Consider the following 16,978-nt stretch of genomic DNA (forward strand, 5'->3'; position numbering starts at 1 on the left):
TGACGTATGAAACAGGTAGGGCTCTTTTTTGGAACCTTTAACCCGATACATATTGGTCATTTGATCATAGCCAACCATTTAGTGGAGTTTTCCGATTTGGATGAGGTTTGGTTTGTTATAACCCCGCAAAGTCCATTTAAGGTAAAGCAATCGCTTTTGGACAACAATCACCGGTTCCAAATGGTGTACGAAGCTGTACAGGATTATCCCAGGCTCAAACCCAGTACAATTGAGTTTGATTTGCCCCAGCCCAACTATACTTCCGATACCTTGGCCCATCTGGAAGACAAATATGGCCCGGATTATGCGTTTTCATTGATCATGGGCGAAGACAATCTGAAAAGTTTCCACAAATGGAAAAATTATGAAGCCATATTGGAGCAATACTCGATCCATGTTTACCCGCGCATTTCTACGGGCGAGATGGCCCATCAATTTGAGGATCACCCCAAAATCACCAAGGTCAGTGCGCCGATAATGGAAATATCGTCCACTTTTATTCGAAAGGCCCATAATCAGGGAAAAAATATTCGTCCAATGCTGCCCGAACCGGTGTGGAAATATATGGACGAGATGAACTTTTACAGATAAAAAAACACGAACTGTTTATTGTATTTTTTCCAAAGTGTCGGTTCCTAAATACTTATCGTCCTTGTTCATGTACCATGCCCTCGTTTTTGGCATTTTGATGCCATTTACTTCCGCTAGGCCTTCTAAAAGAATGTACTCTCCGTCGTTTTTGGTTTCATCGTGAAAAAATTGATATACCTCCATGGCGTAAGTGGAAGGGTCAAAATAAAAGTACCAAGTGTCTTTGCCAACTTCGGCATCGTAAGTGGCCTTTAAAACCACATATTTTTTATTCTTGAAGGTTTTTTGTTGGACCACGGGATCTAGGTGGGTGCCTGGGTCGTTCAACTTCATGGGAAGGCCGTATAGGTAAGTGTAGTAATCCTTCATCATGGTTCCCCGTTCGCAGGTCAGGCGATACTTTTCGGCTTCTTTCTTGGTAAACTCTTTGCTCTCGTTAAATATGATTTCGCAGGACCCGTTTTTTAAAATATATGAGTAATGATCACCATCTTGGGTAACATCCAAGACAAACTCCTGTTTGGGGAAATCCACGGAAATCACACTTGTGCGTTTAGGTCGCTCCGGAGTTTCCATAACTACTTTGAACGATGTTTTTAGGTTGGCCCAGGTACCATCTGGATCATGAAATGAAATGGCCTTTTCCAAAACTTCTTTTGCAGAAAGGGATTGTGAGTGCAATGGCGCAAGGCCCAATAGGCCAACTGCCATAAGAGAAAAGAAATATTTGATCATATCTTTACAATTTATAGATGTTGTAAGATACCGAATTTATTTCTTTGGTATAGTTGCTGGTTTTACGGAACTATCGTGCTCTGCATAATAGAGTTCCAGTAATTCCATCATAGAAGTGATCAGGTCCCTGCTTTCCAGCAACAAAGAAAAATATAGTGTGGTGTTCTTTGGGCTCGATTCTTCCGTCCTTGTTCGGGAAACCTGCCTATTTATCTTTTGCGAAACCATTTCATTGATCTCGTTTTTGGATTGAAGCACATCTCCAATTTGCTCAAAGGAGCGATCCACAAATGCTTTTTCCGTGCTGTTGAATATTTTTTCCAGATAATTATCTATCTCTTTGAGTTCCTTTATCTGGTTGTATTTTAATTTTTTGTGGTTGTTGTTAACGTGGTTGTAACTCACCTTGCCGATGTATTCGAGGGACTGTGACATATCCGTTAGAAGATCCATCACATTAATGTAAAAGTTACTCGCGCCCACATGCGCTTCATCCAGGTTTTTGATAAAGTAGAATGTATCGTTTCTAAGACCGTCTATTTCTGAAGAGAGTTTGTTACTTTGTTTTTTGTTCTTTTTCAAAAAGTCCAAATCATGTTTGGACAACCCTCGAATACAGTTCGAGTAAATACGGTTGCTGCGCTTTACAACGTTGGCAATGTTGGTTGCACTTTCCTCTATAACTCCTTGGATGGAACTGCTTTCGGCACGTCGTAAACTATCTTCGGCCTTTATTTCTTTGGTCTTTTTGTTGTGCGAGATATAGTTGCGCAGTAAAATGACCGCTGCCAACATCAACATAATAACGAGCGAAACAAATTTTCCTATAAACAACAGGTAAGCGATTATCGCTGCGGCCGTAAATGCACTAAGGGCGGTAAAAAACCAACCACCGATAACGTTCAATACTCCGGCAACGCGATATACGGCACTTTCTGCACCCCATGCCCTATCGGCCAAGGATGTACCCATGGCCACCATAAAGGTAACATAGGTGGTGGACAAGGGCAATTTCATGGACGTGGCGATGGAAATAAGTACACTGGCCACCATTAGGTTGACCGAAGCCCTTACCAAATCGAATGCTGGCAGCTCCTGGGTTTTGCTTTTTGGAACATAGGTTTGTGGCAATACAAACTGTTTGTTCAATTTTGATTGAAGAGATGGAGGAACAATTTTTGATACGTTTTCAAAAGCCACGATACTGAATTTCACTATTTGTCTAGACAGATAATTGGGCTGAAAACGTTCGTCGCCCTCATCTTGCCTGGCCAAGTCGACACTGGTTTTTACAACTCCTTTTGCTTTGGAGGAAAACCAGAGCGTAATTACCATTACAGCGCCGGATAACAACAATAGCATTGTTGGGGTCTGCACGGCAGAGGCTAGTCCGCGCATATTAAATTCCGTTGCAGTTATACCAGAAGCCTGCCAATCTTGGTACGATTGAAGTGCAGCAATAGGTACACCGATAAAATTTACCAAATCGTTGCCAGCAAAGGCCATTGCCAGGGCAAATGTTCCAAAACCTATTACGATGCGGTATATGTTCCATCTTAAAAAACTTGCCACGATGAACGATAAAATCGTCCAGAATGCAAAATTTCCGGCCAAGAAAGCAAGGGGCTGGGTTGCCACAAACTCAGAAATTGCTCCGTCAAAAAGGGCAGCGCTCTTCAGTCCTTTTACCAAAATAAAATATACAATGGCCGTAATCGCAAGGCCGCCAAATATAGACTCTACCCACTTGGATTTGTTCTGAAATTTAAAAGAAATCAAGGCTCTCGATACAAACTGAACCAGGGCACCTATGGTAAATGCAATAAAAACGGAAAGGAGAATCCCAAAAATAATTTCCGCCGCCTTATCTGTGTTTATATATGTGGCCAAATCCGAAAAGCCTCCTTGGGTATCGGCGATTTTTATCAAGGAGATGGCTACAGAGGCCCCCAAAAGCTCAAATACAATGGAAACGGTCGTAGATGTGGGCATTCCCAAGGTGTTGAAAAAATCCAATAGTAGAATGTCCGTAATCATTACGGCCATAAAAATGAACATGATTTCTTCGAAAACGAACTCACCGGGGTTAAATATCCCCTTTCGGGCCACTTCCATCATTCCACTGGAAGACATTGCGCCAAACGCTATACCAACACTGGCAACGATCATAATGGTCCTAAAAGATATCGCTTTGGACCCGATTGCCGAGTTCAAAAAGTTAACCGCATCGTTGCTTACGCCCACTACCAAATCGGTTATGGCCAATATGCCAAGGGCCACAACCATGAAAATGTAAATATTCTCTCCCATTCTTTAAGAAATATGGCAAAAATGCCATTATAATTCGGCAATGAGGTTAACAAAATGTTACCAAATACGCTCCTAAAAATATCAATATTTTTCCAGTGTAGGGCCTAGGTTCATCTTTTGATTTATCTTCGCTAACAAATAATGGACCAATGGATTGGGAGCAATTACTCTCTTTAAAACGATTCGGAGACAAAGGTAAAAGGCTTAGAAAGGAACAGAATGAGACCCGATTGGGGTTCGAGGTGGATTACGATCGGATTATTTTTTCGTCGGCTTTTAGAAGTTTACAGGATAAGACACAAGTGTTTCCGATGCCGATCGCCGTTGGTTCGCAAAAAAACTTTGTACATACCCGGCTTACACACAGTATGGAAGTTTCTGTTGTGGGAAGAAGTCTTGGCCGAAGTGCTGGACAGCAAATTTTGGCAAAGTATCCTTTTTTGACCGAAATCCACGGTTATCAATTTAATGATTTTGGTGCAATTGTTGCCGCAGCTGCCTTGGCCCACGATATAGGGAATCCGCCATTTGGGCATAGTGGGGAAAAAGCTATCGGCAATTATTTTAAACAGGGCAAAGGGAAGCAATTTCGAGATGTTCTTTCTGCAGAGGAGTATCAAGATCTTATCGATTTTGAGGGAAATGCCAATGGTTTTAAATTATTGACAGAGTCCAGGGACGGTGTGCCCGGGGGGCTTCGTTTGAGTTATGCGACTTTGGGTGCCTTTATTAAATACCCAAAAGGATCATTGCCCAAAAGACCGTCCAAGAACATCGTGGACAAAAAATTTGGCTTTTTTCAATCGGAGAAAGCCTTTTTCCATGAACTTGTGGAAGAAATTGGCCTTTTGCCCAACCCTGACCACCCGGAAACAGGTTTTTTAAGACACCCTTTGACTTATTTGGTAGAAGCGGCTGATGATATCTGCTATACCATAATCGATTTTGAAGATGGCATTAACTTAGGATTGATTCCGGAAGAGTATGCCCTGGAGTATCTTATCAATTTGGTGAAGGACAACATCAACACGAAGAAATATAATGCAATGACCACCTCGAGCGACCGTTTGAGTTATTTAAGGGCTCTTGCGATAAGTACACTGATCGGGGACGCCGTGGATGTTTTTGTAAAAAATGAGGATAAAATATTGAACGGGGAGTTCAATGTATCATTGCTCGATAAAGGAAAATATACCGCTCAAGTTACCGATATTATTAAATTGAGCGTCGAAAAAATCTATCAGTCCACAGAAGTGGTGGATAAAGAGTTGGCCGGGTATCGCATTATTTCCGATTTACTGGATACGTACACAACGGCTTTGATCAATGTTAAAGAGGGCCAGGATACGAATTATGACCGACTGCTCTTAACAAGTTTGCCCGAGAAATACCGCAATACGGATGCATCACTTTATAAAATCCTATTGGATACCAGCTGTTTTGTTGCAAGTTTGTCCGACAGTGCAGCGGTGCACATTCACGATAAGTTGACAGGCCGACATATTTAAAACGAATAGAGTAGGCCAACCCCAAGTAGTTGTTTAAACTGGATTCGGGGTATGCCCGGGTCTATTGTTGTGCCATCTTCGGCAATTTGTTCGTCGAATTTGATATCATCATCAAAAATAAGGTGGGTTCCAATGTTGGCATTGAGGTATTGGTTGACCTTAAGGTTAAAATTAAGTTCCCAGTCCACATCGATATTGCCAAAACTTCTTACATAATCCGTGTACAGGTTTAGGCGATGGTTCATTAAAACATTTTCAGCTATTTGTGTCTCCCATGTATTGGTGATCAAAAAACCAAGTTCCAAAAAAATGTGTTCTCCCTCTTCCACACCAAACGCCCCTTGGTTGGAAAGAGCTTCGTCCAGAACAAAAGTGGATTTCATGGTGGCGGGCGAAATATAAAGGTTGAATTTGTCCTGAGGCGGTATGTAGGATGTACCGACACCCACAAACAAGTAACCGGGGGACATAAATCTTGAAATAGGGTTCTCTCGGTTCGGGTACTTATATCCGTTGGAGAATTGTGTTCTCATGTTTGCTTTTACCGAGTAGTACCAATTGGTTATGGTGTCCTTTCTAAAACTCAGGGTGGTGGACAAGCGGATTTGATCGTCTGTTTTTCGGAGTTTCCTGCCCTCTTGTGCATTGATGCCATAGCGCAGCTGGACCTCATTGTTCCAATCCAGATAACGGAACTTATAGTTCCGGGCAAAATCTGCACTTGCCAAGGCCGACACCGAGTTGTCCCCTCCGGCATTCCAGTTCACAAAAGCAACTTCACTAATGTTAAGTCCAAATTTGTTCACCTTTTTCCAGAAAGAAGTTGGTTTGAACCGCTTGTACCAAATACTCAGAGGTTTTACCCGGTTCAGTACGGTTCTGGGGTCTGTTAGCTTAGCGTTTCTGGTCAGATATTTGAGCTTTACATCCTTTATGCGAACTACTCTAAAATTGGAGTCCGTACTATCTGGCTCAAAGGCCTTTAAACGTGTGATCTGAGCATTGGAAGTAACAAAAACGGCAAAGAACAGGATTAAAAAACAATTTATTCGCATGGGTTTAAGGTTGATTGTATATAAGAAAGTATGGCATCAAAATCTATACCAGCCAATTTAAGGGTTTCGGGAATGGTTCCATGATCGATAAAAGAATCCGGAATGCCGAAAATCTTAATTGATCCTGTATACTTTTCTTCATTGGCAATTTCCAGCACAGCAGAACCAAAGCCGCCAATTTTGACACCATTTTCTAGGGTAATTATGTGTTCATGGTTTTCAAAAATATGTTGTAGCAATGGTTTGTCCAATGGTTTGATAAAGCGCATATCGTAATGTCCGATCTCTTCCGGTTTCCCTGATTTTTTGATTAGTTCGGAAACTTGGTTCCCAATATGGCCCACGCTAAGTATTGCCATTTTGGTGCCCTTCTTTAGTTGTTTGCCAGTACCGATTTTTATGGATTTCATTGGGTTTTTCCAATCGATCATGGCACCTCGCCCCCTGGGGTACCTTATTGCAATGGGAAGCTCCAGCCCTTGTTGTGCGGTGTACATAATATCCCGTAGCTCGTGCTCGTTGAGCGGTGCAAAAATAACAAGGTTTGGGATGCAGCGTAAATATGCAATATCAAAAACACCATGATGGGTAGGTCCATCCTGGCCTACCAAGCCTGCTCGGTCCAGGCAAAAAACCACCGGAAGTTTTTGAAGGGCTACATCGTGGATCACTTGATCATAGGCCCGTTGTAAAAAAGTAGAGTAAATATTGCAGAACGGGATCAACCCTTGGGTTGCCATACCGGCCGCCAAAGTAACAGCATGTTGTTCGGCAATACCCACATCAAAAGCTCGGTCGGGTATTTGGTCCATCATAAACTTTAGGGAACTCCCACTGGGCATTGCAGGGGTAATTCCAACTATTTTGTTGTTCTTTTGGGCCAATTCCACAATAGTGTGGCCAAACACATCTTGATATTTTGGAGGTTGAATTACCTCAGGTTTTTTGATGCGTTCCCCTGTTATTTTATCAAACTTGCCAGGGGCATGGTAGACCACCTGATCTTCTTCTGCCTTTTTTAGACCCTTTCCTTTGGTTGTGATGATGTGGAGCAACTTTGGGCCATCTACATGCTTTAGTCTTTCCAGTTCTTTAACAAGTTTTTGCAAATCGTGTCCATCCACAGGGCCGGAATAGTTGAGGTTGAGGCACTCAAAAATGTTCTCGTCCTTTGCCTTTCCTGCCTTAACATTGGTAAGGTATTTTTTTAGGGCCCCAACACTGGGGTCTATGCCGATAGCATTGTCGTTGAGAACGATCAATGCATTTACATCGGTCACCCCGAGATGGTTTAAACCTTCAAAAGCCATTCCGCTGGCTATGGATGCATCTCCGACCACCGCAATGTGCTGTTTCCTTGTATGTCCTTGTAATTTTGATGCCATGGCCATGCCTAAAATGGCAGATATGGCCGTGGAACTATGGCCTGTTCCAAAATCATCAAATTCACTTTCGCTCCGTTTTGGAAATCCGCTAATGCCACCAAGTTGGCGGTTGGTATCGAATAACTCTTTTCTGCCCGTTAGGATTTTATGTCCGTATGCTTGGTGTCCAACGTCCCAGATCAGTTTATCCTGAGGGGTGTTGAACACATAGTGCAGTGCAATGGTAAGTTCCACTACACCCAAACTTGCCCCCAAATGCCCTTCCTTTGTAGATACAATGTCAATAATAAACTCCCTCAATTCCTGAGCGAGTTTAGGCAGCTCTTCCAAAGCTAACTTTTTGAGATCTGCAGGGGAATCGATATGTGATAGTAATGTTTCCAAAGAATAAAAAACAAAAGTATCGATTATCCCTAAAATTATTTTATGTGTAGCTTAGCAATCTATTGAAAATGACTTAAAATTTCGTGGAAAATCCGTTTGACGATACTTATTTTATGAAGAAAGCCATACAAGAGGCCGAGATTGCCTTTGAAAATGGCGAAGTACCGGTAGGAGCAGTAGTGGTAATCGAGAATAGAATTATTGGAAGGGCGCACAACCTTACGGAACGCTTAAAGGATGTTACAGCGCATGCCGAGATGCAGGCCATAACCGCAGCTTCCAATTTTTTGGGCGGCAAGTATTTACATGGCTGCACGCTTTATGTTACTTTGGAACCATGCCAAATGTGCGCGGGAGCACTGTATTGGAGCCAAATATCCAAGGTTGTTTACGGAGCTCCGGATCTAGAGCGCGGATATAGTGTAATGGGCGGCAACCTGCATCCCAAAACTGCTGTGTCAGGGGGTGTGTTGGAGAAAGAGTCGGCAGAACTTCTAAAGCGTTTTTTTATACAGCGGAGAAATTTGAACTGATAAAAAAACCCGGCATCGCCGGGTTTTACATTCTAATCAAAATAAAATATTGTTATCCGATTACCTGCACTTGTGCTGCAACCACTCCTTTTCTTCCTTCTTCTTCGATGTATTCTACTTTGTCGCCTTCGTTCAGTTCCACTCCGTTCAATGCTGTAACATGAACAAAGATGTCTTTTCCTGTGTCGTCGTTTGTAATGAACCCATAACCTTTGGATTCATTGAAAAATTTTACTGTACCAGTCATTAAATAAAAATAAAATGTTAAAACACGAAAGTAACTTTTTTTATGAGTGAATGGGTAAAAAGAACTTTAAATATTCGGAAAATTATTGATTTTCAGATGATTTGCGCTCTTTTTCTTGCATTTTCTTAATATTTTCTTTGGTGAGCATGTAATCTTGCATGTTTTTCCCCTTACTCTCTTTAAAAAGGAATAGGGGCATGGCCACCAAAAAGAGCCCAACGGTACCTCCACCTATATACTTTGCCGCTTGTGGATGTCCTTCTTCGAGGGAAAGACCGAAGGCAATTGAACTCAAAGAGGTCAACATAATCAAAAAAATAATGTGTTTTAACTTGATTTTCATTGGGAATAATTGATCAATTTTCTGCGATACGCCGTCAACAGTTTGGATTTTGAGATAAAACCTTCGTATCTGCCATTTTTAATGACAGGAAGGTTCCATGCGCCACTTAGCTGAAATTTTTGCATAACCTGTTTCATGCTGTCCGTTTCGTAAAAGATAACCTCTGGCGGGGCATGCATCAAATTTTTAACAAAAACAGTGTCGTACATCTCGGTGTCGAACATCATGGGACGGATATCGTCCAAGACTATGATTCCAATCAATTTTCTATCATCGTTCAATACTGGAAACAAGTTTCTTTTGGACTTGGACACCGATTGATGCAACATTTCTCCCAACGACATTTCTGCATGTACGGGCCTAAAGTTTTTTTCGATCACATTGTTCATTTCCATAAGCCCGAGAACCATCTGATCTTTATTGTGCGACAACAGCGCTCCTATCTTGGCCAATTCTTTGGTGTAAATGGTGTAATCCAGTGCGTTTTTTGTAATCAAGTAAGATATGGCCGCGGTAATCATCAGGGGAACAAAGAGCTGGTATCCCCCGGTTATTTCGGCGATAAGGAAAATGGCGGTCAATGGAGCATGGATTACACCGGAAATAAGACCTGCCATTCCAATTAGGGTAAAATTGCTTTCCGATACAGAAAAGCCCAGGCCTAAATTGTTGATTACTTTGGCTACGGCATTTCCCAAAGCACTTCCCATTACCATTGTGGGAATAAAAACTCCTCCCGCACCCCCTGCTGCTATGGTAGTGGTCATGGCTATGGCCTTAAAAATGGTTATCCCAAAAAGTAGGGCGATTACAATCCAAATATTTTGGGTAAAACCATCAAAAGGAGTAGTGCCAAGGGCTTTTTGATGATTGCCGTCCAACAGGTTGTTAATAAATCCAAAACCCTCGCCATAGAGCGGGGGGATGGCGTAAAGCATGACCCCAATAGCCACTCCACCGACCAAGAGCTTGTATTTTGGACTTTTCAATTTTTTAAAAAGGGATAGAATGGCAAAGTACATTTTGGTGAAATATATGGAGGCCACACCCGTGCCAACCCCTAAAAGAACATAAAATGCCGTATCGTTTAGTTCAAAACCCTCGGAAAGGGAGAAATTGAACAAGACTTCGTTACCTAAAAAGAAATAGGAGGTCAATACCCCAGAAATCGATGCCAGTAATAAAGGTAACATGGACATCATGGTCAAATCCAAAGTAAAGATTTCCACGGCAAAAATGATGGCAGCAATAGGTGATTGAAAAATTGAGGCAATGGCCCCTGCCGAAGCGCATGCTACCAAAAGTGTTCGGGTCTTGGCATCGATGTGAAACAATCGGCTCAAATTGGAACTTACCGCAGACCCAGATTTTACGGCCGGTCCCAACAAACCCACGGACCCACCAAAACCAACGGTAAGCGGTGCGGTGATCAAGGGAGTGTAAATGTCCTTGATCCCAAGTAGTCCTTTTTTCTTGGAAAGTGAAAAAATAATGGAGGAAACAGCATGCTGTAACGGCTCTTTATGCACAAACTTTACATAGAGGTAGACCAAGGTCAAGCCAATTATAGGAAGGATAAAATACAACTGATTTTCTGATGAGACAATCCCTTTTTCTAAGAGCGATTCTATAAAGTAGGTGGAGTTTTTTACAGTTACCGCTACCAGTCCGGCCAAAAAACCTACGATCAGGCTCATTATTTGAATGAAGGTCCTGTTGGAGATATTTCTATATCGCCATTTAAGAAATTTGGTATACAGTTTTTTGTTGCTGTAGGGCATTGAGGTATATAATACTATTAAAAGTATTAAAAAATCCCGCTCATGGAACGGGATTTTGATTTATCATAGGTCCAATTTTAAATGGAGTTCTTTTAATTGCTCGTCATCTATGTTTGCTGGCGCATCGATCATTACATCCCGTCCACTGTTGTTTTTGGGGAAAGCAATAAAATCGCGAATGGTTTCTTGGCCACCCAGAATAGCTACCAATCTGTCCAGGCCAAATGCGATACCTCCATGGGGTGGAGCTCCATATTGAAAGGCGTCCATTAAGAACCCAAATTGTGCTTTGGCTTCTTCTTGGGTAAAGCCCAAGTGTTTGAACATGGTTGCCTGTATTTCTTTGTCATAGATCCGAATGGAACCACCACCTATTTCGTTTCCGTTAAGCACCAAATCATAAGCATTGGCTTTTACTTCGCCCGGATTTGTTTCCAATAGTTCCAATTGTCCGGGTTTTGGAGAGGTAAATGGGTGGTGCATGGCGTGGTAGTCCCCAGTTTCTTTATCCAATTCCAATAACGGAAAATCTATTACCCACAATGGAGCGAACTCATCTGGTTTTCTTAGTCCCAATCGTTCGGCGAGCTCCATTCGCAATGCGCTCAATTGAGCTCGGGTTTCGTTGGTGTTGCCAGATAGCACACAGATAAGGTCTCCTGGTTTTGCTCCGGTCGTTTGGGCCCAATTGGCAAGATCGTCTTGGTCATAGAACTTGTCCACGGAAGATTTGTAGGTGCCATCTTCATTACATTTAACGTAGACCATCCCTTTGGCGCCTACCTGTGGGCGTTTGACCCAATCAACTAGCCCGTCTATTTCTTTTCGGGTATAGGAAGCAGCTCCCGGAACGGCGATACCAACCACCAGTTCTGCGGAATTGAATACATTAAAATCCTTATGTTGTGCTACTTTGTTAAGTTCTCCGAACTGCATGCCAAATCGAATGTCGGGTTTGTCGTTACCATATAATCGCATGGCATCGTCATAGGAAATGCGAGGAAACTCATCTACTTCTACACCCTTGATCTCTTTTAAAAGATGTTTCGTTAGTCCTTCAAAAGTATTCAGGATATCTTCTTGTTCCACAAATGCCATTTCACAGTCTATTTGTGTGAACTCAGGCTGACGGTCGGCACGTAAATCTTCGTCCCTAAAACATTTTACAATCTGAAAATACTTGTCCATTCCCCCGACCATGAGCAGCTGCTTAAATGTTTGTGGGGATTGGGGGAGGGCGTAGAACTGTCCTTCGTTCATACGGCTGGGCACCAAAAAATCCCTGGCGCCTTCTGGGGTGGACTTGATCAAATATGGGGTTTCAATGTCGATAAAACCTTGGTCGGAAAGGTATTTTCGAACTTCCATGGAAACCTTATGCCTAAAAATAAGTTTGTTCTTTACCGGGTTTCTACGAATATCCAAGTATCGGTATTTCATTCGGATGTCCTCTCCGCCATCGGTCTCATCTTCAATGGTAAATGGAGGGAGTAGGGAATGGTTCAGCACGGTAAGTTCGGTGACAAGCACTTCAATTTCACCTGTTGGAATATTGGGGTTTTTTGAGGCACGTTCGATTACCTCGCCCTTTGCTTGGATTACGGTTTCACGACCCAGCTCGCGGGCTTGTTCCAAAAGTGTTTTGGACGAACGTTCTTCATCAAAAACCAATTGGGTGATACCATATCTATCACGAAGATCTACCCAAGCAACAAAGCCTTTGTCGCGTACTTTGTGGACCCAACCGCTTAAAATTACTTCTGAACCTATATCCGATGCCCTTAATGCACCACAAGTATTACTTCTGTACATGTTACCTAGTATAAGAGCGCAAATTTAATAGTAATGTGCGTATTTTAAAGGGGATATGTGGATTTTCTGACGTAAGTATTTTTTTGGACCCAAATAGAGCTGACCAGATCAATTTTACGTAACATTAAATTAACATTAGAATAAATTCTTGAGTAATATTAAGGGGATTAAAGGTTAAAATGTTCGATAATCAGGGGTGTTACCCGTAATTGACGACATCATAAAACACTGAAAAACAGCTAATAAAGACTTTAAAGTTAATTTAACGTAAACAAAAAGTTATGTAAAAGTGTATTTAAAGTAAAATTTAAGTAACTTTGTATCGTTATCATTAAGTACTAACAATATTAAAATCCCATAAAATATGAAAAAAGCAGTATTATTTTTGGCGGTGATGTTTGCGGTTAGCGTATCGGCTCAAGATACAAAGCCGACCTTTGAAAAAATGGGAAAAATGGTGAAAGCCACTTATTTTCATGACAATGGCGAAATTGCCCAGACCGGTTATATGTTGAACGGAAAGTTACATGGTGATTGGGTAATGTTCAATGTTCAAGGTAAAAAAATTGCCACTGGCCAATACGAAAACGGACAAAAGGCCGGAAAATGGTTTTTTTGGCAGAACGATGTGTTAAGTGAGGTCGATTTTACGGACAATCGTATTGCCCAAGTAAAGAATTGGAGCCAAGGCGATGCCGTTACGGTGAACCAATAATTTAAAATCAGTGTTTAAAAAAAGCGGTGGCCAAATTTGGCCGCTGCTTTTTTATTATATCTCTTTAAGCTTGCTCGGGAATTGGTGTTTGTTTACGATCTTGTTTTTTTAATCTGCCGTTTCGAATTTTGATCTTAAGTTTGTAGACCAAACTGAACAGGATAGGCACCACTACCAATGTTAAGAAGGTAGCTACCAACAGACCGTAAATTACCGTCCATGCCAAAGGTCCCCAGAATATTACATTGTCCCCACCAAAATATATGTTGGGATTGAACTCGCTCATCAAGGTAAAAAAGTTAATGTTGAATCCTGTGGCCAATGGTATTAGACCTAAAATTGTGGTGATGGCCGTAAGTAATACAGGTCTAAGCCTTGCTTTTCCGCCTTTGATCACCGCTTCCATTAAATCTTCGGACTCCAATAAATCTTCTTCTTCAAGTCCCAGGTTTACTTTTCTTCTGTCGATCAACAGTTGGGTGTAGTCCAACAGCACCACACCGTTATTCACTACAATACCCGCAAGGGAGATAATCCCCATCATGGTCATCATAATAACAAATGCGCTGCCTGTGGCAACAATTCCACCAAAAACCCCGATCAAGCTTAGGAATATGGCCAACATAATAATACCTGGCTTGCTTATGGAGTTGAACTGGAAAATCAGAATAAAAAAGATAAGTCCAAGACCGGTGAAAAAAGCACCCATTAAAAAAGCCATCTGCTTGTTTTGTTCCTCGATCTGTCCGGTATAATCTATTTTGATATCACTTGGAAGATTCTCAAAATCGTTCATTTCCTCTTGTATTTTTCCAACAATCGCTCCTGCATCTGTATACCCCGATGCCAAAGCCGAGTACACGGTAACCACGCGTTTTACATCGCGGTGCTTAATGGCACTGAACCCGGTGCTATTGGTTTGTTTGGTGACCGCTGAAATAGGAACCTCCTTGATCTGCCCGCTGGAAGGGTCTCTAAAAGTTATTCGTTGGTTGAACAGGGCACTGGTGTTGTACCTGTCATCTTTGTTGAACCGCACATAAATATCATAATCCTCGCCACCTTCTTTATAGATTCCTGCCTTGGAACCAAAAATGGAGCTTCGCAGTTGTTGGCCCACCTGCCCGGTGGCAACCCCTAACTCACCTGCTTTTTTGCGGTCCACTTGAACCAAAAGGGAAGGTTTGGATTTGTTAACGTCGATTTTTAATTCATCTATACCCGGAATATTTCGAGAGTTGATAAAGTTTCGCATGCGTTCCGCTGTGGTGATCAGCTCCGTATAATCCTCACCTTCCAATTCTATGTTGATGGGATAACCTACTGGAGGTCCTACCGCATCCTTTTCTACAGAAATGGCAACCCCTGGATAAACATCTTTAAGCGCTGTCTGCACTTTTTTGAGCAACTCCTCACTATCTGCTCCTTCACGGTACTTAAATTCTCGGAATGTAGCGGTAATTTTACCCCTGTTGGGCATTTCGGCACTGGAACCACCATCGGTTTGTGGGTTACCGGCGCCTTCCCCTACTTGAGATACCGCACTTTCTGTCATAAAATTATAATCACCGTGCATATAAGCTTCGGAGTTGATAATGTCGTAGACCCTACCTTCAATATCCTTGGTTATTTTGTTGGTCTTTTCAATATCGGTACCCTCCGGATATTCAATATACACTATGATTTGGTTGGGCTTATTGTCCGGGAAGAACTCTACTTTGGTCCGTTGGCTTCCTACCGATGCGCCAAATCCTGCAAAGGCTATCAAAAGCAATACAAAAGTGATGATCGAAATAAAGATAGGTTTTCTCCCAGATAAGGCATACCGCAAGGTTTTTTCGTACATTCTTTCCCAATTGGGCAGGATCTTATTCTGAAAAGTATTGGCCCAATTTCTAAGAAACAGGCGATAGATCCAGAGCATAATGGCGGTTACCACCATTAAAGTCCCCAATGATCGATATGCCCCTCCAAAAATAATTATGAGTATTCCGATCACCGAGATGATAGAAGTGATCCGAATAATCTGCTTTAATGGCATTTCCTTGTCTTCGGTGGTCATGTATCGGGATACCAATACCGAGTTGAAGAAGATGGCCACAAAAAGGGATGAACCTAAAACCACGGAAAGCGTTATGGGGAAATATTTCATAAACTGCCCCATGATCCCTGGCCATAGGCCGAGCGGAACAAATGCTGCTACTGTGGTCAATGTGGATATAATAATGGGAAAAGCGATCTCGCCTATTCCTTTTTTCGCCGCTTCTATCCGAGGCATTTTTTCCTCATCCATGAGTCGGTAAATGTTCTCTACGACCACAATACCGTTGTCCACCAACATACCTAGTCCCATGATCAAACCAAAAAGGATCATGGTGTTCATGGTATACCCCATTACATCCAGGATCATTAGCGACATAAACATGGACATTGGGATGGCAAAACCTACGAACAGGGCATTTTTAAATCCTAAGAAGAACATCAATACCGTTACCACCAATATGATCCCGAAGATGATGTTGTTCACCAAATCGTCCACCTGACCAATGGTCTTGGAGGACTGGTCGTTGGCGATGGTAACTTTAAGGTCTTGTGGAAATTCGTTTTCTATGGCATCCTCTACAATTACTTTGATCTGGTCAACCGCGGCCACCATGTTTTTTCCGGAACGTTTTTTTACATCTAGCATTACCACGGGTTCGCCAAATTCACGTGCGTAGGTTGTTTTATCCTCTTCTTTAAACGAAATTTTGGCAATGTCCTTTAGGTAAATGGGGTTTCCATTTTCCGATTTTACCACAAAGTCCCGTAGGTCCTGGGGTTTGTCTATTTCCCCTACAATTCTGATGGTTCGGCGTTGTCCACTGGCAATTAGGTTACCTGCGGATGTGGTTAGGTTTTCGTTGTTGATGCTATTTATCACATCGTTAAAGCTCACTTTTGCCGCCATCATTTTATAGATGTCCACGGCAACCTCCACCTCTTTTTCTTGGGCACCTCGAATATCTACTTGTTTGATTTCTTGGAGACCTTCTATCTCATCTTCCAGATATTCCCCAAATTCTTTTAGTCTTTCAATGGGGTAATCTCCGGAGATGTTGATGTTAAGGATGGGCATTTCTTCGGAAAGACTAAGATCGAATACGTTTGGCTCGACCTTGGCACCGTTAAATGTGGGCCAATCTTCGCCGGCGGTCTTGGAATCTACTTCGTCTTTTACTTTTTGCAGGGCAGCTTCTACGGAGATGTTCTCATCAAACTCAACAATGATCATGGAATAATCCTCCTGCGAGGTAGAGGTGATTTCTACAAGATTGCTTACGGTCTTGAGCTCGTCCTCCAAAGGATCCGTAATCAGTTTTTCGATATCCTCTGCGGTGTTGCCCGGGTATATGGAACTAATGTAAATCTTGGTTTCCTTTACTTCGGGAAAACTTTCCCTGGGCATACTAAAGTATGCCATACCGCCCAGAATAAGGATAACCAAAATTAGCACATACATTGTGGTCTGGTTATCTATGGCCCATGACGACAGCCCAAATTCCTTGTCTACGCTTTTCTTTTGTTTGCTCATAGTCT

Annotated in this window: 13 protein-coding genes; 4 read left to right on the forward strand and 9 right to left on the reverse strand. The window is 42.2% G+C overall.

Translation table 11 applies throughout. The features are described from left to right. Positions 1–6: 6 nt before the first annotated feature. Positions 7–591 carry a nicotinate (nicotinamide) nucleotide adenylyltransferase gene (gene nadD / locus MJO53_RS07875; protein ID WP_224835808.1) on the forward strand — a complete coding sequence of 195 codons (585 nt, stop codon included), beginning with the start codon at positions 7–9 and terminating at the stop codon, positions 589–591. A 15-nt stretch (positions 592–606) separates the two neighbouring features. On the opposite strand, the gene MJO53_RS07880 is transcribed toward nadD, so the two are convergent. Continuing rightward, the gene (locus MJO53_RS07880) at positions 607–1,326 is read right to left on the reverse strand and encodes a DUF6503 family protein (protein WP_252081124.1); all 720 of its coding nucleotides are present in this window, start codon (positions 1,324–1,326) and stop codon (positions 607–609) included. Between the two features lie 36 nt (positions 1,327–1,362). Next, on the reverse strand, positions 1,363–3,636 hold the full coding sequence (locus MJO53_RS07885; RefSeq protein ID WP_252081125.1) for an inorganic phosphate transporter: 2,274 nt from the start codon (positions 3,634–3,636) through the stop codon (positions 1,363–1,365). Positions 3,637–3,785: 149 nt separating this feature from the next. On the opposite strand from MJO53_RS07885, the gene dgt reads away from it, so the two are divergent. Next, positions 3,786–5,144: a dGTP triphosphohydrolase gene (gene dgt / locus MJO53_RS07890; RefSeq protein WP_252081126.1), complete on the forward strand. Its 1,359-nt coding sequence runs from the start codon at positions 3,786–3,788 to the stop codon at positions 5,142–5,144. Here the strand turns inward: dgt and MJO53_RS07895 are convergent. Then, positions 5,141–6,199: a DUF3078 domain-containing protein gene (locus MJO53_RS07895; RefSeq protein WP_224835804.1), complete on the reverse strand. Its 1,059-nt coding sequence runs from the start codon at positions 6,197–6,199 to the stop codon at positions 5,141–5,143. The two genes, dgt and MJO53_RS07895, sit on opposite strands and share 4 nt — an antisense overlap. Beyond that, complete coding sequence (locus MJO53_RS07900) at positions 6,190–7,968, reverse strand: 1-deoxy-D-xylulose-5-phosphate synthase (RefSeq protein WP_252081127.1); 1,779 nt, start codon at positions 7,966–7,968, stop codon at positions 6,190–6,192. The genes MJO53_RS07895 and MJO53_RS07900 overlap by 10 nt, the downstream gene beginning before the upstream one ends. Before the next feature lie 83 nt (positions 7,969–8,051). Between MJO53_RS07900 and MJO53_RS07905 the strand changes: the two genes are divergently transcribed. Beyond that, a complete protein-coding gene (locus MJO53_RS07905) occupies positions 8,052–8,501 on the forward strand; it encodes a nucleoside deaminase (RefSeq protein ID WP_252081128.1) in 450 nt (149 codons plus the stop codon). Between the two features lie 52 nt (positions 8,502–8,553). Here the strand turns inward: MJO53_RS07905 and MJO53_RS07910 are convergent, their stop codons facing one another. The 4 genes from MJO53_RS07910 to aspS form a co-directional block, all read right to left on the reverse strand. Beyond that, positions 8,554–8,748, reverse strand: a complete 195-nt coding sequence (locus MJO53_RS07910; RefSeq protein WP_163624136.1) for a cold-shock protein — start codon at positions 8,746–8,748, stop codon at positions 8,554–8,556. 82 nt (positions 8,749–8,830) lie between these two features. Beyond that, complete coding sequence (locus MJO53_RS07915; RefSeq protein WP_224835801.1) at positions 8,831–9,091, reverse strand: hypothetical protein; 261 nt, start codon at positions 9,089–9,091, stop codon at positions 8,831–8,833. Then, the gene (locus tag MJO53_RS07920) at positions 9,088–10,872 is read right to left on the reverse strand and encodes a chloride channel protein (protein ID WP_252081129.1); all 1,785 of its coding nucleotides are present in this window, start codon (positions 10,870–10,872) and stop codon (positions 9,088–9,090) included. Before MJO53_RS07920 ends, MJO53_RS07915 begins: the two co-directional genes overlap by 4 nt. 63 nt (positions 10,873–10,935) lie before the next feature. After that, positions 10,936–12,684 carry an aspartate--tRNA ligase gene (gene aspS / locus MJO53_RS07925; RefSeq protein ID WP_252081130.1) on the reverse strand — a complete coding sequence of 583 codons (1,749 nt, stop codon included), beginning with the start codon at positions 12,682–12,684 and terminating at the stop codon, positions 10,936–10,938. A 364-nt stretch (positions 12,685–13,048) separates the two neighbouring features. Here aspS and MJO53_RS07930 point away from each other — a divergent pair, with 364 nt between their 5' ends. Then, a complete protein-coding gene (locus MJO53_RS07930; protein ID WP_252081131.1) occupies positions 13,049–13,399 on the forward strand; it encodes a toxin-antitoxin system YwqK family antitoxin in 351 nt (116 codons plus the stop codon). A 64-nt stretch (positions 13,400–13,463) separates the two neighbouring features. On the opposite strand, the gene MJO53_RS07935 is transcribed toward MJO53_RS07930, so the two are convergent. After that, on the reverse strand, positions 13,464–16,973 hold the full coding sequence (locus MJO53_RS07935; protein WP_252081132.1) for an efflux RND transporter permease subunit: 3,510 nt from the start codon (positions 16,971–16,973) through the stop codon (positions 13,464–13,466). Positions 16,974–16,978 lie beyond the last annotated feature (5 nt).

The organism is Flagellimonas marinaquae, from assembly GCF_023716465.1.
GTDB lineage: Bacteria > Bacteroidota > Bacteroidia > Flavobacteriales > Flavobacteriaceae > Flagellimonas > Flagellimonas alginolytica.

What these genes read in the sequence shown, in the direction of transcription:
- nadD (WP_224835808.1), top strand. Translation starts at nt 7, where the DNA reads ATGAAACAGGTAGGGCTCTTTTTTGGAACCTTTAACCCGATACATATT.
- MJO53_RS07880 (WP_252081124.1), bottom strand. Translation starts at nt 1,326, where the DNA reads ATGATCAAATATTTCTTTTCTCTTATGGCAGTTGGCCTATTGGGCCTT.
- MJO53_RS07885 (WP_252081125.1), bottom strand. Translation starts at nt 3,636, where the DNA reads ATGGGAGAGAATATTTACATTTTCATGGTTGTGGCCCTTGGCATATTG.
- dgt (WP_252081126.1), top strand. Translation starts at nt 3,786, where the DNA reads ATGGATTGGGAGCAATTACTCTCTTTAAAACGATTCGGAGACAAAGGT.
- MJO53_RS07895 (WP_224835804.1), bottom strand. Translation starts at nt 6,199, where the DNA reads ATGCGAATAAATTGTTTTTTAATCCTGTTCTTTGCCGTTTTTGTTACT.
- MJO53_RS07910 (WP_163624136.1), bottom strand. Translation starts at nt 8,748, where the DNA reads ATGACTGGTACAGTAAAATTTTTCAATGAATCCAAAGGTTATGGGTTC.
- MJO53_RS07915 (WP_224835801.1), bottom strand. Translation starts at nt 9,091, where the DNA reads ATGAAAATCAAGTTAAAACACATTATTTTTTTGATTATGTTGACCTCT.
- MJO53_RS07920 (WP_252081129.1), bottom strand. Translation starts at nt 10,872, where the DNA reads ATGCCCTACAGCAACAAAAAACTGTATACCAAATTTCTTAAATGGCGA.
- aspS (WP_252081130.1), bottom strand. Translation starts at nt 12,684, where the DNA reads ATGTACAGAAGTAATACTTGTGGTGCATTAAGGGCATCGGATATAGGT.
- MJO53_RS07930 (WP_252081131.1), top strand. Translation starts at nt 13,049, where the DNA reads ATGAAAAAAGCAGTATTATTTTTGGCGGTGATGTTTGCGGTTAGCGTA.
- MJO53_RS07935 (WP_252081132.1), bottom strand. Translation starts at nt 16,973, where the DNA reads ATGAGCAAACAAAAGAAAAGCGTAGACAAGGAATTTGGGCTGTCGTCA.